The 22,038-nt window shown below is 69.1% G+C and carries 8 protein-coding genes; 1 reads left to right on the top strand and 7 read right to left on the bottom strand.

Features of this window, described 5'->3' with window-relative positions:
- Window positions 1-275: 275 nt before the first annotated feature.
- The 7 genes from OHB12_RS15995 to OHB12_RS15965 all read right to left on the bottom strand — a co-directional run bounded on the left by OHB12_RS15995 (window position 276) and on the right by OHB12_RS15965 (window position 19,098).
- Window positions 276-1,094: an ABC transporter permease gene (locus OHB12_RS15995; RefSeq protein ID WP_327120326.1), complete on the bottom strand. Its 819-nt coding sequence runs from the start codon at window positions 1,092-1,094 to the stop codon at window positions 276-278.
- On the bottom strand, window positions 1,094-1,912 hold the full coding sequence (locus OHB12_RS15990) for an ABC transporter permease (RefSeq protein ID WP_327120324.1): 819 nt from the start codon (window positions 1,910-1,912) through the stop codon (window positions 1,094-1,096). Before OHB12_RS15990 ends, OHB12_RS15995 begins: the two co-directional genes overlap by 1 nt.
- Window positions 1,909-2,895, bottom strand: coding sequence for an ATP-binding cassette domain-containing protein (locus OHB12_RS15985; RefSeq protein WP_327120322.1), 987 nt, complete (start codon window positions 2,893-2,895; stop codon window positions 1,909-1,911). The genes OHB12_RS15990 and OHB12_RS15985 overlap by 4 nt, the downstream gene beginning before the upstream one ends.
- Complete coding sequence (locus OHB12_RS15980) at window positions 2,892-16,163, bottom strand: non-ribosomal peptide synthetase (RefSeq protein WP_327120320.1); 13,272 nt, start codon at window positions 16,161-16,163, stop codon at window positions 2,892-2,894. Before OHB12_RS15980 ends, OHB12_RS15985 begins: the two co-directional genes overlap by 4 nt.
- 218 nt (window positions 16,164-16,381) lie before the next feature.
- Entirely contained in the window at window positions 16,382-16,840 is a 459-nt protein-coding gene (locus OHB12_RS15975) for an AMP-binding protein (RefSeq protein WP_327120318.1), read from the bottom strand.
- A gap of 150 nt (window positions 16,841-16,990) precedes the next feature.
- Window positions 16,991-18,082 (bottom strand): ABC transporter substrate-binding protein, encoded by a 1,092-nt coding sequence (locus OHB12_RS15970; protein WP_327120316.1) that lies wholly within the window; start codon window positions 18,080-18,082, stop codon window positions 16,991-16,993.
- A 212-nt stretch (window positions 18,083-18,294) separates the two neighbouring features.
- A complete protein-coding gene (locus OHB12_RS15965) occupies window positions 18,295-19,098 on the bottom strand; it encodes a VOC family protein (protein WP_327120314.1) in 804 nt (267 codons plus the stop codon).
- A gap of 934 nt (window positions 19,099-20,032) precedes the next feature.
- Between OHB12_RS15965 and ctaD the strand changes: the two genes are divergently transcribed.
- Complete coding sequence (gene ctaD, locus OHB12_RS15960) at window positions 20,033-21,775, top strand: aa3-type cytochrome oxidase subunit I (protein ID WP_327120312.1); 1,743 nt, start codon at window positions 20,033-20,035, stop codon at window positions 21,773-21,775.
- Window positions 21,776-22,038 lie beyond the last annotated feature (263 nt).

Below are 22,038 nucleotides of genomic sequence, written 5' to 3'. Positions count from 1 at the left end.
CTACCTTGGCGGCGGACCGCCGGGTGCGCCACCACCGGGTCCGCCTGCGCCGCCGGGCGGTCGACCGCCGGGCTGCGGGCCTGACCCGTTGCCCGACTGGGTGTTCTGCGATTTCGCGGCGACGCCGACGGTGAGCGAGACCGTCATCCCCGTGGCGGGTGCGCCCACGGTCTGTCCTTCCGTCCGTCGGCCACTGCCACCGCTGACAGTAGGAACGGGTGCTCGTGGCAGGCTGGGCTTTCGCTGGGAGTCCGCTGTGAGCCGGAAGTGGCTGTTCACCGCCTGCTGGCGCGGCGATACCCGATGGTCGCCGGGATAGCGAAGAGGATGATCGCGCCGAGGGACCAGGCGACGGTGAGGGTCAGGAGATGGGCGACGGGTCCGCCCTGGGCGAGGGCGCGCATGGTGTCGACGGCGACCGACAGCGGTTGGTTGCGCACCACCGGCTGGATCCAGTGCGGGTAGGAAATCAGCGGGACGAAGCCGGTGCTGAAGAACATCAGCAGGGAGGTGAGGATCGCGATCCCTTCCACCAGCGTCGCTTTCGCCGTGAACACGGCGATCGCGGTGACGATGGTGGCGAACGCCAAACCGAAAAGGATCGGGATGAACAGGAAGACGGTCGTCGCGATGACGCCCTGGTCGAAGCGGAACCCGAGCAGGTAACCGACCAGGACGATGGCGAGGGTGCCTGCGAAGATCCGGCAGCCCTCGGCGAGGATTCGCGACGCAAGGCCGGAGGCGCGGTGTACCGGCAGGACCCAGAAGCGGGCGAGCAGACCCGCGTCGCGCTCCCGGCCGAGCAGAACGCCGCTGGCGACCGCACCGGACAGCGCGCCGACGATGGTGACCATCGGCACCGAGCCGTAGAGCGCGCTTTCGCCGGTGAACTTCTTGATCTGGTTACCGACCACGGTATTCAGCATGATCAGCAGCAGGCACGGGATGATCAGCGTCTCCAGCAACGTGACCGGATTGCGGACCCAGCGCAGCAGCAGACGCTGCGTTTGGATCAGCGTGTGCCGCACCAGTGCCGACACCGACACCTCCGAGCCGGTGCGGGTCTCCTCGGTGCGATCGGCAACCAACGCCATCACGCCCTCCTCGAGTTCAACCGGATGGCCAGCGGGATGCAGAGAAGCAGAGTGCCGATCGCCCATGCCACCGGCGGCCCCATCAGCGACCAGGTCACCTGCCCCGCGTTCGGCATGGTGTCACCTGCGAGCGCCCGCAACGCGATGACGTACTGCGAGACCGGCTGGTTGCGCACGAACGGCTGCACCCAGTCCGGAAACTGTTGCGCAGGAGCGAGCCCTGTCGACAGCATGCCCAGGATCAACGGCGGTAACACCAATGCCTGCGTGGTTGCCTCCGGGCTGCGCGATGCCATCCCGATCACGTCCCCGCCCAAGGTCAGCACGATTCCGATGACCAAGGAGAACAGCACGTAGCCGATCGTGTGCGCGGTGTCGAGGTAGAAGCGGAAGCCGATGACGTGCCCACAGATCAGCGCGGTGGTGAGCGCTATGCCCAGACGGAAGACGTTGCCGGACATCCGCGCCGCGACCGGGACGAGAGGGCCGACCGGCATGGAGCCGAACCGCCGGTTGAGCCCGGCGACCGAATCGGTGGCGGCGCGGAAGGCCGCCGAAATGGCTGTGAACGCGGCGGCCTGCATAATCAAGATCGGCATCATGAACTGCGCATAGCTGCTGAACCCGGTGCCCGAGAAAGTCATCACGGTCTTCAGCGGGATGTAGAAGCTGGCGGTGAACGCCACCGGCGCCAGCACCGAGGCGAGCACCTCGCCGGTCTGCACTGATGGCACGATCAGCCGCGTGGTGAGCACCCACCACTGCTGCGTGCGCATCGGCGCGGCGCGGGTCTGGGTGAGCCAGGTCGCGGCCGTCACGACACGACCTCCGATCCCTCGATGCTCTCCACCGTCGCCAGATGCCCGGTCAGCTCGAGGAAAACATCGTCGAGCGAGGGTCTGCGCAGCGCGATGTCGACCAGTTCGACTCCGGCGCTGTCGAGTCGGCGCAGCGCTTCGGCGAGCGTTTTGGCGCCGTCCGGTGCCGGAATGGCAATCCGATCGGCATCGGCGGTCAGCGCGGCCCGATTCTCCTGCGGCAGCAGCGAACCCAGCGCAGCCGCGATGGCGGGCAGATCCTTCAGATCCAGCGGCACCACCTCGCAGTAACTACCGCCGGTCCGCGACTTCAGCTCGTCGGCGGTGCCATGCGCGATCACCACACCGTGGTCGATGACGATGATCCGGTCGCTGAGCGCGTCGGCCTCCTCCAGGTACTGGCTGGTGAGCAGGGTGGTGATGCCTGCCTTCTTGAAGCCGGCCACCAGGTCCCAGACCCCCTGCCTGCTGCGTGGATCCAGCCCGGTGGTTGGTTCGTCCAGGAACACCACGTCCGGCCGGACGACGAGACCGCACGCGATGTCGATGCGCCTGCGCATGCCGCCGGAGTAGGTGCCGACCCGGCGGCCCGCCGCGCCTTCCAGGTCGAACTCGCCGATCAGTTCGTCGGCGCGGGCGCGGGCGGCCCGCTTGCGCAGGCCCATCAGCCTGCCGAACATCACGAGGTTCTCGTAACCGCTGAGCATGTCGTCCAGCGCCGCGTACTGGCCGGTCAGCATGATGCTGCGGCGCACCGCCGCCGGGTCGGCGACCACATCGTGCCCGGCGACCAGCGCGCGACCGCGATCCGGCGCGATCAGCGTGGACAGGATGTTCACCGTGGTCGTCTTGCCTGCGCCGTTCGGCCCGAGAATACCGAGCACCTCACCAGGTTCTGCCACGAAATCGACGCCGCGGAGTGCCTTGACGGCGCCGAAAGACTTCTCGATTCCGTCGACGACGACCCCATGATCGAAGCTCATCCTCGGCCTCCCATATGTTCGTCGAGCACGCGCGCGATGATCGGCAGCACCTGCGGCGCCGTCAGCTCATCGTGGGTGACATCGATGTCGTGGTTGATGATCTCGCCGGTCACATACGGCCGCCAGCCGTCGGGGCCGAAGATGTCGGAGGTGTCGACGGTCGCGCTGAAGTACACGATGTCGCCGTCGAACACCGGGCGTCGATAGCCGGTTCTGGTCCGGGCCGACGCGTTGAACGACCCGGCCATCCGCTCCAGGGTGGTCGCGTCGATCAGCGATACGCCGCCGAGCCGCTCGCGGATCAGATCGGCAGCCTCCTGGGCGGTCGCCTCGGCGGGCACGTCGTGGATGCCGAAGACCGAGCCGAACGCGTTGACGAAGCCGCCGGGGGTGAGCCGTTCGATGCTGTCGCCGTCGATGTCGGTCGTGTCGGCGTCCAGCAGCGCGACGACGCCGACGGTGGCGCCGTCCGCCTTCAGCTTGCTCGCCATCGCGTGGGCGATGAGTCCGCCGAACGACCAGCCGAGCAGGTGGTAGGGCCCCTCGGGTTGCAGGGCGCGAATCTCGCGCACGTAGCGGTCGGCGAAATCCTCGATCGATCGAGCGGGTTCGTGGCCGCTGAGGTCCGGAGCCTGCAGACCGTAGATCGGCCTGCCGGGCGCCAGCGCGTCCGCGAATCCCAGATAGGTCCATGACATTCCGGCCGACGGGTGGACGCAGAACAGCGCGGGCTCGGTGCCGCCGAGCCGGATCGGGAGCACCATGTCCAGGCCGAGCCCGCCAGGCACGGGCGGCACCGGGGTCGTGGCCGCGGCCTCCTCGTCGGCGGCGGTGCGCGCCGCCGGGGTCCGCGCGAAATGGGTTGCCGCGCCGAGCGTCTCGACCCACAGGTCGGCCAGCTCGGCCACCTCGTCCTGCGTGAGCAAAGTCGAGGGGAAGCCGAAACTCGCGCGCATCCGGTCGCCGATCACCACGGCGTTCACGTCGATCGCCGACTGCAAGGGCACGTCGGCATGCTCGGGGGCATGCAGATCGCCGAGTTCGTCGGTCGGCAGCCAGCCGAGACCCTCCAGCCCGGCCGGGATGTCGCCGGTCGAGTACCTACCGAGGTAGTTGAAGCCGACGCGGCCGGGTAGTGGGGCCGGAAGATGTTGCGCCGCTTCGTGATTAAGATAGCGCAGCAGGCCGAACCCGATGCCCTTGTCCGGCACGGCGAGCAGCTGGTGCTTGACCGCGCGGATCGCCGCGCCCATTGCGGGTCCACCGGCGAGCGCGTCGTCGACGTCGATGTCCGTCAGGTCGAGCCGCACCGGATAGATGCTGGTGAACCAGCCGATGGTGCGGGACAGGTCGGCGCCGGGCACCACCTCCGCCTGCCTGCCATGGCCTTCCAGTCGCACCAGCACCGTCGGTTCGGCGCTGTCGCGCCAGCGCGCCAGCGCCAGTGCCAGGGTTGCCAGCAACGCGTCGTTGACGCTGCCCTGGAACAGGCCGGGCAGTGTCGTGAGCAGCGTGGCGGTGACCTCCGCGGACACCTCCCGCTCGACCATGCGCAGCGTGTCGGTCCGGTCGACCGCGGGATCCAGCTCGCGGGCGCCGATCAGCGGATCGGGTCCGGCGAGCACGTCCTGCCAGTACGCCAGCTCGGACACCCTGCGGTCGGAGCGCGCCTCCTCGGCCAGCGCGTTCGACCAGCGCCGCATCGAGGTTCCGGTCTCGGAGAGAACCGGGAGGTTGCCGACCGACACCTGCGCCCACGCGGCGACCAGATCCGGCACCAGGATGCGCCAGGACACGCCGTCGATCACCAGATGGTGGGCCAGCACGATCAACCGTCCCGCCCCGGTCCGGGTACCAGCGGCACCCACCGGGTCGAGCCAAATGAATTGCAGCACGGTGCCGTTCGACGGGTCGAGCCGATTCGCCGCGGCGTCCAGTTCGGTCGCCGCGTATTCGCGCAGCTCGATCGGGTCGGTCACGTCGAATTCGACGCGGTGCACGAGCGCATCCACGTCGACCGAGCCGGGCGGGCCGATCAGCAGGCGCGAGCCGTCGTCGGCGTCGGTGACCAGCCGGGCCCGCAACATGTCGTGCCGATCCACCGCCGCGGTGAGGACCGCGACGATCTGAGACCGTTCGATCCCGACCGGCAGTTCCAGCACCGCGGTCTGGCTGAAGCGGTCGTAGTTGCCGCCGCGCTCCAGCATGTAGTGCGCGATCGGCGGCAGTGGTAGCTCGCCGACGCCGCCGCCGGGCAGTTCATCGAGTGTCACCGCCGTGCCCGCGGCGTCGACGGCTGCCGCCAGCGCCGCCACCGTGCGGTGCTCGAACACCTGCAGCGGAGTACAGGCGATGCCATGCTGCTTCGCTCGCGACACCAGCTGGATCGCCAGGATGCTGTCGCCGCCGAGCCCGAAGAACGAATCGTCGGTGCCCACCTTCTGCACGCCGAGCAACTCACCGAAGATTTCGGCAAGCACCTGTTCGGTCGGCGTGTCCGGCGCACGGTACGCGGTGCGGTCCCCGGTGAATTCCGGTGTGGGCAGCGCCTTCCGGTCGAGCTTGCCGACCGCGGTGAGCGGGATCTCGTCCAGCACGACGAACGCTGAGGGCACCATGTAGCCGGGCATGATGTCCGCGGCGAACGCGCGTACCCGTGCGAGGTCGAGGTCGACGCCAGGCGTGGGGACCAGGTAGGCGGCCAGTGCGATCGCCCCGGTGGGGCCGGGCACACCGAGCGTGATCGCGAAGTCGACGCCCTCGGCGCGGCCGAGCACCGCATCGATCTCACCGAGTTCGATGCGCTGGCCGCGCACCTTGACCTGGAAGTCGGTGCGGCCCAGGTACTCCAGTTCCAGCCCCGACCCGGCGCGGATCCACCGCACCAGATCGCCGGTGCGGTATATCCGTTCGCCCGCCGCGCCGAACGGGTTGGCGTGGAAGCGGGCGGCGGTGAGACTCGGCCGCGCGTGGTAGCCGCGGGCGAGCGCGGGACCGGCGAGATACAGCTCGCCCGCCACCCCCACCGGGACCGGGCGCAGCCGGTCGTCGAGCACCATGGCGGCCGCGCCGTGCACCGGAGTGCCGATGGAGGCCGGCGTGCCGACCGCGAGCTCGGAGCCCGTCGCCCAGATGGTGAACTCGGTCGGGCCGTACAGGTTGACCATGGTTCGGTCCGCGGCCCAGCGTTCGACCAACTCGGCGCCGACGGCCTCACCGGCCACCGAGAGCACCCGCACGCTCGTCACCTCGGCGGGATCGAGGGTGGCCAGCGCCGAGGGGGTGATCACCAGGTGCGTCACCTGTTCGGCGTCGATCAGCTCGGCGAGCGCGCTGCCGCCGAACACCTCCGGCGGCGACACCACCGCCGCGCCGCCGGAACCGAACGCCATGATCGCCTCGAACAGCGACGCGTCGAAGCTCGGGGATGCCACCTGCAGCACCCGGGAGCGCTCGTCCAGGCCGAGCGATGCGTGCTGCGCCGCGACCATATCGGTGATGCCTCGGTGGGAGACCGAAACGCCCTTGGGGGTTCCGGTGGAGCCCGAGGTGTAGATCAGCCATGCCGGATTGTCCAGTCGGATGGGTCCGAGTAGTTCGCTCTCGCGCGGCGTGCGGTTGCTCGCGGCACCCCAGCGTTCGACAAGGGCAAAGTCGTCGAGCACCAGCCACTCCGTGCTGTCGGGCAGCATCGGCCGGAACTCGGCGAGAGTGAGGCCGACCGTGGCGCCGGAATCGGTGAGCATGTGGTCGATGCGGTCGACCGGGTGCTTCGGGTCGACCGGAAGAAACGCCGCGCCGGCCTTCGCAGCTGCCCACAGGCCGGTGAGCAACTCCGCCGAGCGCGGAAGACCAAGTGCCACGACGGTTTCCGGGCCGGCGCCTGCGTCGATCAGCACCCGCGCCAGGCGATTTGCGTATGCGTCGATCTCCCGGTAGGTGGTGGTCTGCCCGCCGACCACCAGCGCCGGGCGATCCGGATACCGTTGGGCGGTCTCGGCGAGCAGTTGCGGAAGTGTTGTCGTCCCTTCGGTTTCGGGACCGCGCACCGGAATCAGCGTCGCGCGTTCGGCGTCGTCGAGGATGTCGATGTCGGCAATGCACACCTCGGGCCGCGCGAGGACGTCCGCGAGCACCCGCCGCAACCGGAACGTGAACGAGGCCACCGACGCCTCGTCGAACAGGTCGGTCGCGTAGGTGAGCACGGCGTCCATCCCGGACGGCCCGGCCTCGGTAACATGCTCCCGCAGATCGAGGGTCAGATCGAACTGCGAGGCATTGCGGTCGAAATCCTCCACCTCGAAACGCAATCCGGGCAGCTCCAGCACCGGTTCGACGAAATTCTGCAAGCTCAGCGTCACCTGGAACAGCGGATGGTGCGCCGTCGAGCGGTTGGGGTCGAGCACCTGAACCAGCCGCTCGAACGGGACGTCGGCGTTGGCGAAGGCGTCCAGATCCGCGGACCGGACGGTGTCGAGAAGCGCCGCGAATCCCAGGCCGGGCTCTACTGGGGTACGCAGCGCCAAGGTGTTGACGAACATGCCGACGAGCTCGTCCACCGCCTCCTCGCCGCGGCCCGCGACAGGCGTGCCGATCAACACGTCGTCGGTGCCACCGAGCCGGGCGAGCAGCACCGCCAGAGCGGCGTGCACGACCATGAACGGGCTGACATTCCGTGCGGCGGCGAATTCCACGAGCGCGCTGTGTGTTTCGGCGTCGACGGTGAAGCCGAAGTCCGCGCTGTGCATGGTCTGCACCGCCGGGCGTGGGCGGTCGGTGGGAAGTTCGATCACATCGGGCGCACCCGTCAGGGTGTCTCGCCAGAACTTAATCTGTTGTGCCGCAGCCGATTCCGGGTCCGACTCGTCGCCGAGTATTTCCCGGTGCCAGAGCGCGAAGTCGGCATACTGCACCGTGAGCGGGACGCGCGTGTCGGGCGCACCGGTCGCGCGTTCCGAATACGCGGCGACCAGATCGGCGGCCAGCGGCGCCATCGACGCGCCGTCTGCGCTGATGTGATGCACCACCAGCACGACGACGTGCACCGGCGTCGGCTGTGGTCTGTGGTCCACCCAGTAACCGGAGGAGACCGGCGCGATCCCCGCGGCGGGGCCGGACGAGACGGGTGCGGCTCCGGTAAAGGGAGTCGACGACACCGGCCCGGCACCGGTGAGCGCCTCCGCCGCGCTGTGGACCCGGAACAGGCCCACCTGCAGCGGCGGTTGGGTGGTGATGTCGAACCCGTTGCCGGCCAGCGCGGTGATCCGCTCGCGCAGCTCGGCGCCGTCCTCGGTGTCGAGCACCGGCATGGCGGGCGCGGCCACATCGACGCCGACCACCACTTGGCGCGGCCCCTCCGTGTCGGCGGGATACAGGGTACGCAGACTCTCGTGCCGGTCGACCACGTCGGCGAGCGCGGCGCGCATGGCGTCGACGTCCAGCTCGCCGGTGAGCCGCAACGCCACTGCGATGTTGTAGGCGGGCGAGGACGGATCCATGCGGTTGAGCACCCACATGCGCTGCTGCGCGGGGGACAGCGGAACGCGGTCCGGCCGGATCCGCGGCGCGAGCGCGAACCGGCCCGGCACGTCGCCGGTGGCGGGAACCACCCGGGTGGACAGCTGGGCGACGGTCGGTGCGTCGAACAGATCGCGCAGCGCGATCCGCGACCCGAGCCCCGCGTTCACCCGCGCGACCACCTTGGTCGCGCTCAACGAGTTGCCGCCCAGCTCGAAGAACGACTGGTCGACGCTGACCCGCTCACTGCCGAGCACCTCGCAGTACACGGCGGCCACCGCCTCCTCGACCGGCGTGCGCGGCGCGAGATAGGGCCGGTTCGTGTCCGAGAAGTTCGGTACCGGAAGGGCTTTGCGGTCCAGCTTGCCGACCGGGGTGAGCGGAATCGAGTCGAGCACGACGAGGTAGCCGGGCACCATGTAACCGGGCAGCTCTGCGGCAGCCTGCGCACGCAGCCGCTCGACATCCAGCCGCACACCCTCGGCGGGCAGCACGTAGGACACCAGCACGGTGCTCCCGGCCGGGCCCGCGCGGCCGATGGTCACCGCGTACTCGACCTCGTCGTCCCGCGACAGCACCGCGTCGATCTCGCCGAGCTCGATGCGCAGCCCACGGATCTTGACCTGGAAGTCGCTGCGGCCCAGGTACTCCAGCTCGAGATCGCCGTCGCGCCCGACCACCCAGCGCACCATGTCACCGGTGCGATACATGCGCCCGCCGGGTTCGCCGAACGCGTCGGCGACGAAGCGGCTCGCCGTCATCTCGAACCGGTTGAAGTAGCCGCGCGCGAGCGCGGGACCGGCCAGGTACAGCTCGCCGGCCACGCCGACCGGCACCGGACGCAGCCAGGTGTCGAGCACCATGATGGCCGCGCCGCGGATCGGTCCGCCGATCGTGATCGGCTCGCCCGCGACGAGCTCGCCGGGGCCGGTCGCCCAGATGCTGAACTCGGTGGGGCCGTACAGGTTCACCATGCGCCTGCCCACCGACCACCGCTCGATCAGCTCCGGCGTGGCGGCCTCACCCGCGACCGACAGCACACGCAGATGGTCGAGTTCGGTGGGATCCATGGTGGTCAGCGCGGACGGCGTGATCACCGCGTGCGTGACCCGTTCGGTGCGCAGCAGGCGTTCGAGCTCCGCGCCGCCGTAGACGTCCGCCGGCGACACGACCAGCCTGCCGCCCGCGCCGTGCGCGGTCAGCAGCTCGAATACCGACGCGTCGAAGCTGGGTGAGGCTACCTGCAGTGCGCTGGCAGTGTGGTCGAGACCGAGTGTTTCCCGTTGCGCGGTAACGAGATTCGCGACGCCGCGGTGGCTGAGCAGCACGGCCTTCGGCTTGCCGGTGGAGCCGGAGGTGTAGATCAGGTAGGCGGTCTGGTCGATGTCGATGGGCCCGCCCCGCTCCTCGTCGGTGACCGGCGCATCGGAGACGGTCATTGCCCGGCGCATCGTGTTGAGGTCGTCGAGCAGCAGCCAGTCGATGGTGCCCGGCAGCGTCTCGCCGGTCGCGGTCACCGTCACGCCGATCGGCGCCTTCGAGTCGGTGAGCATGTGCTCGATCCGCTCCACCGGGTAGTTCGGGTCGAGCGGAGCGAACGCGGCGCCGGTCTTGGCCAGCGCCCACACCGCGACCACCGACTCCAGTGACCTGGTGAGCGCGAGCACGACGAACACCTCGCGCCCGACCCCGCGGCGCAACAGTACCCGCGCGAAACGGTTGGACCACGCGTCGAGTTCGCCGTAGGACATGGTCAGCTCACCCGCGGTGACCGCGATGGCGTCGCTGTCGATCCGCGCGCCCTCGGCGAGGATCTCGGGCAGCGTGCGCAGCGGCACCGACTGCGGGCCGAGAACTGGAAGCAGCGCGGCGCGCTCGGCGTCGCCGCAGTATTGCAGCTGGGAGACCAGCGCGCGGGGATTGTCGGCGAGCTGGGTGAGCAGCCGGACGAAGCGATCCAGCAGCGGCCGTGCCGCCTCGGGCGCGAGCTGGTCGGTCAGATACTTCACCGTGATCTGCAGTGTGTCCTGGCCGTCCGGGCCGTGCTGTGGAATCACCATGAGGTTCAACGGATACGGCGCCGCGTCGGTGACCGCGACGTCGAGCACCCGCATGCCCGCGATGTCCAGCGCCTGCGACAGCGCCTCACGATCGATCGGATAGGACTCGAAAACGGTGAGCGTGTCGAACAATTCGGCGAGACCGACCGCCTGGTGGATCGCGGCGAGGCCGACGTGCTGGTGGTCCATCAGCCGCGCCTGCTCGGACTGCACACGCGCGAGCAGGTCGACCACCTTCTCCGCCGGGTCGAGCCGGACCCGCACCGGCAGCGTGTTGATGAACAGGCCGACCATCTCCTCGACCCCGGCGAGCTCCGGCGGCCTGCCGGAGACGGTGCCGCCGAATACCACGTCGGTGCGGCCGGTGAGCATCGCGAGCAACATCGCCCATGCGGCCTGCACCAGGGTGTTCACCGTGGCGCCCGCTTCGCGGGCGGTGGTTTCCAGCCGGGCCACCGTCGCACGGGCCAGGTCGGTGGAGACCATGCCGGTTTCGGTCGATTCGATGCCCGCGAGCGTGGGCACCGCACGGGTCGGCGTGTCCACGCCGGCCAGCGAACTCGTCCACGCCGCGAGTGATTCCGCGTCGTCCCCGGACTGCAGCCAGGTCAGGAACTCGCGGTAGGAGTGCACGGGCGGCAGCGTGGACGCGTCGCCCTCGGTGACGTAAAGGGTGAGCAGTTCGCGCACGAGCAGCGGGGCCGACCAGCCGTCCAGCACCAAGTGGTGGTTGGTCAGCACGAATTGGTAGGCCTCGGGGCCGGTGTGGATGAGCGTGCAGCGCAGCAGCGGTGGGCGGGTGAGCTCGAACCGGGTGCGCGCGTCGACGGCGATCAGTCGCTCGAGTTCGCGACGGCGCTCGTCGTCGTCGGCGATCCTGGTGAGATCCACGTCCTGCCATTGGATCCCGGCGTCGGCGAGGACGAGCTGACGCGGACCGTCCTCGGTCTCCACGAAGGCGACACGCAGGTTCTCGTGCCGTGCCACCAAAGCCTGTGCGGCGCGGCGCAATCGGGCCGAATCGACCGCACCCGCCAGGGTGAGCCCGGATTGGACCGTGTAGTTGTCGGCGGTGTCGGAGTCGTAGAGCGCGTGGAAGAGCAGGCCGTACTGCAGCGGTGAAAGCGGCCAGACGTCGGCGAGGTTCGGGTAGTCGTGTTCCCAGGTGTCGACCTGCTCCTGGGTGACCGCCACCAGATCGAAGTCCGAGGGTGTCCGTCCGCCCGAACCCGCGGACTCCGCGTGCGCGGCGAGCGCGCCGAGGGCCTGTGTCCAGAGCGCGGCGAGTTCGGCGAGGTCGGCCTCGTCGAGGAGGCGGGAGGCGTAGGCCCAGGTCACGTCGAGGCCGGAGTCGGTGAGGACGGCGGTGATGTCCACCACGGCGGCCAACGGTGCGCGGTCGTCCTGGGTCGCTACGAAACGTCGCTGTTGCCACGGGGCGGTGTCGCCACCGGTGGTGGCGCGACCGAGGTAGTTGAAGCTGAGCTGCGGGGTCGGCGCGTCCGCGAGCGCCGCCGCGCCTTCGGGGTCGAGGTAGCGCAGCATCCCGAACCCGATGCCCTTGTCCGGCAGGGCGCGCAGCTGTTCCTTGGTGGTCTTGATCGCGGCGCCCGCCGCGGCGCCGCCCGCGAACGCGTCGGCGAGATCGATGCCGTCCAGGTTGACGGCGGCGGGATAGACGCTGGTGAACCAACCGACCGTGCGCGCGACGTCGGCGCCAGGCAGGATGTTCTCCGAGCGCCCGTGGCCCTCGAGGGTGAACAGTGTCGACGTCCGCCCGCGCCAGCGGGCCACCGCCATCGCGAGCCCGGCGAGCAGCACGTCGTCGGCGCCGCAGTGGAATCGGTCCGGTGCGGTGGTGAGCACGGTGTGCGCGATCTCCGGCGCGATGACGGTCGTCAAATGCGCCGCGGTGGCCACCACGTCGACATCGGGGTCCATCGGCGCCGAGCCGAGCGCGGGGTCGGGTGTGGCGAGTACCCGTTGCCACAGTGGCAGTTCCGCGACGCGACCGGCCGCGTGCGCGCGCTGGCCGTGCGCCCAGCGCCGGAACGAGGTGCCGACCGGTGCGAGCGCGCCGCCTCGCGCCGCGGTGGACAGATCCGGCAGCAGGATGCGCCAGGAGACGCCGTCGGTCACGAGATGATGCAGCACGAGCCACAGCAGCGGATCGCCGTCCGCGCGCTCGATCAGCACGAAGCGCGCGACCACGCCCGACTCGGGGTCGAGCAGGTCGGCAGCGCGCTGCAGCTCGCGTTCGCAGGTCCGTTCGGTATCCGCGCCCACGGTGACGACCTCCAGCAGGCCGTCGGCGTCCACCGCGCCCGGCTCGCCGACCACCCAGCTCCAGCCGTCGCCGGTGCGCCGCAGTACGGAGCGCAGCACGTCGTGCTGGTCGAGCAGCGCCTGAATCGCCGCGACCAGCTGGGCGCGCCCGGTCTGCCCGGGCAGTCCGATCAGCACCGCCTGGGCGAACCGTCGCCAGGTGTCGCCCTGCTCCAGCATGGCGTGCACGATCGGGGTGAGTTCCACCTCACCCACCCCGCCGCCGGGCAGCTCGTACACCACCCTGGTCGGCACGTCGGTGGCGACCGCGGCCAGCGCGGCGACGGTCTTGCGCTCGAACACGTCTCGCGCGCTGAACCCGATCCCGGCCGCCTTCGCCCGCGAGACCAGCTGGATGGAGACGATACTGTCGCCGCCGAGCGCGAAGAAGCTCTCGTCGACGCCCACCGACTCCAGCCTGAGCACCTCCGCGAACAGCGCGGCCAGTGCCTCCTCGCGCGGCGTGGACGGCGGCCTGCTCACGATCGTGCGCGCGCCGAAATCCGGTGCGGGCAGCGCTTTGCGGTCCACTTTGCCGAGCGGCGTCAGCGGAACACTGTCAAGCACCATCACCGCCGAAGGGACCATATAGGCTGGAAGCGATTCTCCCACAGTCGCTTTCAGCGCCTCGGGGTGGACCTCGACCCCCGGCTTCGGCACGACATAGGCCACCAGTGCGGTGGCACCCGAGCCGGTTTCGACGCCGAGCGTGAGCGCGAAATCGATGTCGGGCTGCCGTTGCAGCGCGGCGTCGATCTCGCCCAGCTCGATGCGGAAGCCGCGCACCTTCACTTGGAAGTCGCTGCGGCCCTGATACTCCAGTTCCGCGCGGCCGTCGCACTCGACCCAGCGCACCAGGTCGCCCGTGCGGTACATGCGCTCACCCGTCGCGTACGGGTTGGCGACGAACCGATCCGCGGTGAGGCCGTTGCGCTGGTGGTAGCCGCGGGCAACGCCGGGACCCGCGAGGTAGAGCTCGCCGGTGGTGCCAGGGGGCAGCGGACGCAGCCACGGATCCAGGACGATGGCCGACACCCCGCGCGTGAGGCCGCCGATGGTGACCGATGCGCCGGGTGTCAGCGGCGCGCTCAAGGTCACGGTCACGGTGGTCTCGGTCGGACCGTAACCGTTCAACAGGGTGCGGCCGGACCACTTGGTGACCAGTTCCGGTGGGCAGGCGTCGCCGCCGACGATCACGGTGCGCAGACCGGGCAGAGTGGCCGGCTCCAGCGACCCGACGACGGTCGGGGTGACGTTGAGGTGGGTCACGCCGTTGGCGCGCAGCACCTGCGCCATCTCCTCGCCCGCGTACGCCGACGGTGGAACGACGGCCAGGGTCGCGCCTGCCGCGAGTGTGACAAGGATTTCCTCGACCGAGATGTCGAAGCTGGGCGAAACGGCATGGGCGACAATGGAATCGGCATCCACACCGAACCCGGCGCCGGAGCTGGCGACCAAATCGGCCAGCCCGCGGTGCGCGACGAGCACGCCCTTGGGCAGCCCCGTCGAGCCGGAGGTGTAGATGATGTACGCGACCTGGTCGGGGTGCACCGCGGTCCACCGGTCCGCATCGGTGATCGCCGCCGCATCCTGTTCGGCCACCGCGTGCTCGGTGCTCTCGTCGTCGACGATCAGCCAGTTCACCCGGTCCGGCAAGGACTTTCGCGCCGTCGCGATCGTGACACCAGCGACGACCCCGCTGTCGCCGACCATGTGCTCGATCCGGTCGGCCGGATAGGTCGGGTCGATCGGCACGAACGCCGCGCCGGTCTTGGCCACCGCGAGGGTGGCGAGCACCGATCGGACCGAACGCGGAATCGAGATCGCCACGGTGCGCTCGGGTCCGGCGCCGGCTGCGATCAGCACCCTGGCCAGGCGATTGGTGTAGTCGTCGACCTCCCGATAGGTCAGCGCGGTCGTGCCATCGACGAGTGCGGTCGCCTGTGGATCGAGCGCAGCGCCGTCGGCCAAGATGGCGGGCAATGTCCGTGGCGCGACGCCCTCCGGCCCACGGGCGGGGGCATAGTCGGCGCGTTCGCCGTCGGAGAGCACCGGCACCGTCGCGACCGGCGCGTCCGGTCCGGCGGAGAGGAATCGGTGCAGGAACGACAGGAAGCGCCGATGCTGCGCCGCCAGTTCGGCGTCGGTGTAGAGATTGCCGTTGGCTTGCAAGTCGATGTGCGTGCTCTCGCCGCCGACACCCGGATACAGATTGACGAACAGGTCTTCGATCAACCCGGAGGTCAGCACGTGCAGCCGTCCGGTCACCGTGCCGAGCTGAATTCTGGTGTCGACCATCATCAGATTGACCGACGGGCCGAACGACGCGGACTCGTCCATCGGCCAGCCGAGGTCGCGGACGATGTCCTCTTGGCGGTACCGCTGCCGTCGCAGCGCCCCGGTCAGCTCGCCCTGGGCGGCCTTGATCACATCGCCGACCGTCGTAGTCGGCGCCAAGCGCAGTCGCAGCGGGACGACATTGGCGATCATGCCGCCGGAACGCCGCAGCGTCGCGGTGGTGCGCGCGGAAACCGGAAGACTCAGCACCACCTCCGGCGCGCCGGTCATCGAGGAAAGGTAAGCGCCGAAGGCAGCCACCACGGTCGGCGCGACGCCAGAGGACACCTCTTTCGCCACACTGTCCAGCAGTTCGGCGGTGTCGGCGGGCAGCGCGCCCGCGACCCGGCTCGGGTGTGCGTCCACGGCCGCGGTGCGGCCCGCGAGGCTCACCGGGTCGGCCATCCCGTCGAGGTGCTCGAGCCAGTACTCCCGGTCGGCGGTGAACCGATTGGAGCTGCGGTAGGCCAGGTCGGCGTCGACGATCTCGCGCAAATCCTCCGCTTTCGCCTGCGGTGGCTGTCGTCCCTCGACGGCGGCGTTGTAGAGCTCTCCGGTGCGCTGCACCACGGTCAGTGCGCCCATGCCGTCCAGCACGATGTGGTGGATGCGCGAGTACCAGAACCAGCGGTCCGAGCCGATACGCAGCATCGCGACCCGCAACAGCCGGTCGCTTGTCAGATCCAGTGGCGCCGCGTAGTCCGTGCGCATCCACGCCTGCGCGGCGGCCTCCGGGTCGGGCTCGGCGCGGAAGTCGATGATGTCCAGGCTGTCGTCGAGGGTGGTGTCGACGAACTGGAACGGATGACCGTCGACCTCGATCAGGCGCAGGTAGCCGGTGCCGAACTCGCGCCCTGCCCGGCGCGCCGAGCGCGCGAGCAGATCGAGGTCGATCGGTCCGGTCAGTTCGACGTACTGGGCGATCGAGATCGGTGTGTCGCCCGCGATGTGCTGGGCGAACCAGATGCCGCGCTGGGCCGCCGACAGAGCGAAGGCGCCGTCGGGGAGAACTGTGTCGGTTTCGGTCATCGAAAGGGAAGGCTGTTGCATGAGGTGTCCTACAATCCGACCGCTCCAGCTACTCGGGGTAAGGACCGCCCGTAGCAACCGCGGTAGTGGTAGTACCTGCCGCCGCACAGCTTGCGACAAGTCAATTCTGAACCGGTGTGGTCTGCGCCGAGGGGGTATTGCCAACACTGCGCGACCCGAACATTGCTGTCCGGGTCGCGGAGGGGGTTCGTGCCTGGTCAGGCCGAGGCACGGAGGGGGTATCGATCGGCGTCGGCGATCGGCGCGTCGGAGCTGGTCAGGTAGTGCTGGAGGGTGGAGCGCTCGTCCAGCACGAGCCAGTCGATCTCGTCGGTCAGCTCGGGCCGCATGGCCTTCGTGGTGATCCCCACGGTGGTGCCGAGGGAGAAGGAGCCGTAGTGGGTGACCGGGGCACCGATCTTGCCGGCAGCCCGCTCAGCCACGACGGACTCGATCGGCTGGTCGATAGCGATCGCGATGCGGGTTCCGGGGCCTGCGCCGATGCCGAGCAGCAGCCGGGCGAGGCGGTTCGACCAGCGATCAAGTTCGGCGTAGGTGAGTGTGCAGTCGGCGGTGGACACCACGACCGCGTTCGGGTCGGCCTCGGCGACAGGCTGCGGCGCGCGCAGCGGCAGCACGAAGAGGTTGTCGGCGAGCGAGTCGGTCAGCGTGTGCATGGCGTGTCCTCGGGTCGGAGAGAAGAGGTGAATTGCTTACCTCTGAATCTCGTCCTCGGGATGGACTTTCGACAGCACCCCCAGCGTTGGTCGGCGCACTCTCAGGGTGGGTAAAACCTCACCCAAGGGTGTGGCCGGCGCCGAAGCCGGTCAGTCGGTGACGAAGCCGTTGAGCGTGTTACGCAGGTCGGTGAGCAACGCGCGGGCCGCGGTGAGGCCGCTGCCGTGCCAGACCGTGTCCTCGACGGCGAACACCCGGTGATCGGTGGCGGCGCCGAGATCCTTCCACTCGTCCGTGCGCAGCACGGACTCACCGTGCTGCTTCCCCTCGGTGCCCGCGAGGATTACGTAGATCAGATCGCCCTCCACCTCGGTGGCGAACTTGCCGGCGGGCACGTCGAACGAGGCGTCGCGCTGGGCCGCGGGACGCTGCACCCCCGCATCGCCGAGGACCTGACCGGAGAAACTGTCGCCGCCCTGAATCCGGTTGGTATCGGCGGTGAATCGGATGACCGAGGCCTGGGTCTGGCCCGCGGCGATCGTGGTCCCGGTGTCACGCGCCTCGATGCGGTAGTCCCGCAGCGCGGTCTCCGCGGCATCAGTGCGCCCCAAACCCGCCGCGAGCGCCATGAATTCGGCCTGCCAGCTGTTGTCCGCGCCGACCAGCACGGTGGGGGCGATGGCGCGCAATGCGTTGAAATCGGCCGTGCCGGTGGGGATGTCACCCAGAATCAGGTCGGGGCGCAGATCGGCGATCCTGGCCGGATCGGGCTGCGCGGCCGATCCGACGCCGGGAATCTTCAGCACCCCGGTGCCCAGATAGGCCGGCTGCGGGCTCGGCCCGTCGATGGTGACCGCGCCGACCACCCGCTCCCACAGCCCGAGCGCGCAGACTGCGTCCAGTGCGGACGTGCTGAGCACGACGATGCGCTGCGGATCGGCAGGCACCTCCGAGACGCCCGCGGCGTGCGTGACGGTGCGGGTGCTGCCGCTCGCCGGGTCCGGTGCGCTCGGAAGCGCGCACGCCCGAGTGGTGTCACGCTCCAGCCCGACCACGCCTGCACCCGCGATATTGGTCGTGGTGCGCACGATGGACGCGTCGTCATCGCTTTTGCCGCCGCATCCCGCCGCTAGAACGGTCGCGCACACGGCCGCGACGGCGACCACCCGGCGGCCCGTCGTGGCGACGGGGCCGGAAAAGGCTGTGCGGTTTCGGAGTCGAACGAAGGCGCTCAGCGACATGCGGTGAGGGTACAGTGCTGGATTCGCCGCGCCGCAAAAGCATCCACACTGGCCCACTCCCGCTTCCGAGCGCAGCGAGACCGAGCATTGTCCGTTCGCGGCCCGGCTCGTGTCCGAGCGATCGCTGCGTCCGCGACGAAGTCGCCAGCAGCGGTCGCTCGGACACGAGCCATCAGGGGGCCGCGAACACGCAGCGCCGAAGGCGCTGCAAATTAGATACAGCCGCCGACGCTGAACCGGGCGCCGGTGGAGTCGGCGATCGAGGCCATCCGCCCGTACGGGGTGTCTTGGGCCGGGGACAGCACCGAACCGCCCAGATCGACGACCTGCTCGACGGTCTTGTCCACGTCGTCGGCGCCGAAGTAGACGGTCCACCCCCCGGGCGAGCCCTCGGGCAGGAACGCCGTGGCGTCCATGACGCCGCCGAGCATCGGGCTCTGCGCGTGGATCGTGGTGTAGCGGAACTCCGGAGCGTCGGAGATGGTGAAGGCGTCCGACCAGCCGAACACGTCCCGGTAGAACGCCAGCGCGGCGTCATAGGCGCGGGTGTGCAGTTCGAACCAGGACGGCGCGCCCGCGTGATCGCGCCACTGCCCGCCGGAGACGAGGCCGATCGTCTCGAACCCGCCGAATGTCCCGGCCTGCCAGATCCCGATGCCCGCGCCGCCGATGTCGCCGAGGACGGCCATGGTGCCCAGCTCACCGACTGCCATCGGAGGCACGACCACGCTCGCACCGGCGGCGGCGGCCGCGGCGGCGGCGGCCTTCGCGTCGGGGCTGGCGAGGTATACCGTCCACTGTTCCGGACTGTCGGTGTCGCCCTCCATCCGCGCCATGGCGCCCGCTACCGCGAGCCCGTCTTTGCGGAAGGTGACGTACCCGCCGAATTCCGCGCCCGCGCGCTCGGCGGTCCAGCCGAACAACTCGCGGTAGAACGCGATGCTGCGGTCGAGGTCGGAGGTGTAGAGATCGACCCAGCAGGGATCGCCGGTCTGGGTGCTGTGCGGATTGGTCATCGAAAGTCTCCTGCCGTGGGGTGAAACGTTTGTCACCCGTAGTGACGGTCGCCGCGCGGCGAACTCATCGGTACGAGGACACCGCACGACCGACTCGTCCGCGACGCATTCGCCAGCGGCAGCTACTCCGCATACGAGCCACGGACGTCGAGAACACCCAGGGCGAACAGCGAACAATCAATACCGTGTTCGCCTCTCGGCGTGACCGTATCGCCCCTGCCTTCGGGAGAAGCAAGATCGAGCGTTCCCTGTTCGTGGCCCGGTTTGTGTCGAGTGGCTGCCGCGTCGGCGACGAAGTCGCGCCAGTGGTGGTGACTGCGTATGCGAGCTGTGGACGGGGTCGCGATCACCCAGGGTGAAGAGCGCACAAATAAGTACCGCCTTTTCCACCGACGTAACAGGTCGGTCCAACCCCCGGTTCCGAGCGCAGCGAGATCGAGCATTGCCCGTTCGTGGCCCGGCTTGCGTCCGAGTGGCTGCCGCGTCGGCGACGAAGTCGCGCCAGTGGTGGTGACTGCGTATGCGAGCTGTGGACGGGGTCGCGATCACCCAGGGTGAAGAGCGCACAAATAAGTACCGCCTTTTCCACCGACGTAACAGGTCGGTCCAACCCCCGGTTCCGAGCGCAGCGAGATCGAGCATTGCCCGTTCGTGGCCCGGCTTGCGTCCGAGCGGCTGCCGCGTCCGCGACGAAGTCGCCAGCGGCAGCCGCTCGGACGCAAGCCATGAGGGGCCGCGAACACGCAGCGCCGCAGGCGCTGCAAATTGAACACAGCCAAACAAATACGACAGAGAGTAGGACCCGTTCGGTCCGCTGTCGCGGCACGGTTTACGATTCGAAGAGCGCAAGCGAACTGTCGTCTGTTCCGGCACCGGGATGGATGCGAGCAGCGGAGCCTGCGGAGCGACCTAAAGGCACCTTTCAGGAGGATCAGTGACTGCCGTAGAGCCCCAGCCAGTCCCTCAGTTGGAAGCGACTCGGCCGTATCCGGCTCGGACCGGGCCGAAGGGCTCGTTCATCTACAAGATGGTCACCACCACGGACCCGAAGGTCCTGGGTGTCATGTACTTGACGACGTCGATGGCATTCTTCCTCATCGGCGGTCTCATGGCCCTGATGATGCGTGGTGAGCTCGCGCGTCCCGGCCTGCAGTTCCTCTCGCCAGAGCAGTTCAACCAGCTGTTCACCATGCACGGCACGATCATGCTGCTGTTCTACGCGACCGCGATCGTGTTCGGCTTCGCCAATATCGTCCTGCCGCTGCAGATCGGCGCCCCTGATGTCGCGTTCCCGCGCCTGAATGCCTTCAGCTATTGGCTGTACGCCTTCGGTGCCACCATGGCGACCGCGGGCTTCATCACCCCGGGCGGCGCGGCGGACTTCGGCTGGACGGCGTACGTGCCGCTGACCGACATCCTGCACTCGCCGGGCGTCGGCACCGACCTATGGATCCTCGGTCTGGCCGTTTCCGGTCTCGGCACCATCCTCGGTGGCGTCAACATGCTGACCACTGTCGTCTGCCTGCGCGCTCCGGGCATGACGATGTTCCGGATGCCGATCTTCACCTGGAATATCGCCGTCACCAGTGTGCTCGTGCTGCTCGCCTTCCCGCTGCTGACCGCCGCGCTGTTCGGCCTGGCCTACGACCGCCACCTCGGTGGCCACATCTACGACCCGGCGACCGGCGGCATTCTGCTCTACCAGCACCTGTTCTGGTTCTTCGGCCACCCCGAGGTGTACATCATCGCGCTGCCGTTCTTCGGCATCGTGTCGGAGATCTTCCCGGTCTTCTCGCGTAAGCCGATCTTCGGTTACACCACGCTGGTCTACGCGACCCTGGGTATCGCCGCCCTGTCCATCGCGGTGTGGGCGCACCACATGTACGCCACCGGCGCGGTGCTGCTGCCGTACTTCTCGTTCATGACCTTCCTCATCGCGGTCCCGACCGGCGTGAAGTTCTTCAACTGGATCGGCACCATGTGGCGTGGTCAGCTGACCTTCGAGTCGCCGATGCTGTTCTCGATCGGCTTCATCGTCACGTTCCTCTTCGGTGGCCTGTCGGGTGTCATCCTGGCCAGCCCGCCGCTGGACTTCCACGTCACCGACTCGTACTTCGTCGTGGCGCACTTCCACTACGTGCTGTTCGGCACCATTGTGTTCGCGACCTACGCGGGCATCTACTTCTGGTTCCCGAAGATGACCGGGCGCATGCTGGACGAGCGCTTGGCCAAGTGGCACTTCTGGACGACCTTCCTCGGCTTCCATGCGACCTTCCTGGTCCAGCACTGGCTCGGCGCCGAGGGCATGCCGCGCCGCTATGCCGACTACCTGCCGAGCGACGGCTTCACCGCGCTGAACACGATCTCGACGATCGGTGCGTTCATCCTGGGCGCGTCGATGCTGCCGTTCCTGTGGAACGTCTTCAAGAGCTACCGTTACGGTGAGGTGGTCACCGTGGACGACCCGTGGGGTTACGGCAATTCGCTGGAGTGGGCCACGACCTGCCCGCCGCCGCGGCACAACTTCTACGAGTTGCCGCGGATCCGCTCCGAGCGTCCCGCCTTCGAGCTGCACTACCCACACATGGTCGACCGCATGCGCGCCGAAGCCCACGTGGGTTGGGGTTCGGGCAAGCATGCCACCGAGCTCCACGAAGGTGCCGTGGCGACGAAGTAGGCGGCTGCCTCGCCTGCGCTCGGCCCGGCGCGGGGCTGCGGACGGACTTCGTCCGGTTGTGCTGGAGGTGCGGCTGCCTCGGCCGGCGTTCGGCCCGGCGCGGGGCTGCGGACGGACTTCGTCCGGTTGTGCTGGAGGTGCGGCTGCCTCGGCCGGCGTTCGGCCCGGCGCGGGGCTGCGGACGGACTTCGTCCGGTTGTGCTGGAGGTGCGGCTGCCTCGCCTGCGCTCGGCCCGGCGCGGGGCTGCGGACGGACTTCGTCC

This window comes from Nocardia sp. NBC_01730, assembly GCF_035920445.1.
GTDB lineage: Bacteria > Actinomycetota > Actinomycetes > Mycobacteriales > Mycobacteriaceae > Nocardia.
This window is presented reverse-complemented; position numbering and strand designations above follow the sequence as displayed.

Coding starts and splice junctions, on each gene's coding strand:
- OHB12_RS15965 (WP_327120314.1), bottom strand. CDS start 19,098: ATGACCAATCCGCACAGCACCCAGACCGGCGATCCCTGCTGGGTCGAT.
- OHB12_RS15980 (WP_327120320.1), bottom strand. CDS start 16,163: ATGACCGAAACCGACACAGTTCTCCCCGACGGCGCCTTCGCTCTGTCG.
- OHB12_RS15970 (WP_327120316.1), bottom strand. CDS start 18,082: ATGTCGCTGAGCGCCTTCGTTCGACTCCGAAACCGCACAGCCTTTTCC.
- OHB12_RS15985 (WP_327120322.1), bottom strand. CDS start 2,895: ATGAGCTTCGATCATGGGGTCGTCGTCGACGGAATCGAGAAGTCTTTC.
- OHB12_RS15995 (WP_327120326.1), bottom strand. CDS start 1,094: ATGGCGTTGGTTGCCGATCGCACCGAGGAGACCCGCACCGGCTCGGAG.
- OHB12_RS15975 (WP_327120318.1), bottom strand. CDS start 16,840: ATGCACACGCTGACCGACTCGCTCGCCGACAACCTCTTCGTGCTGCCG.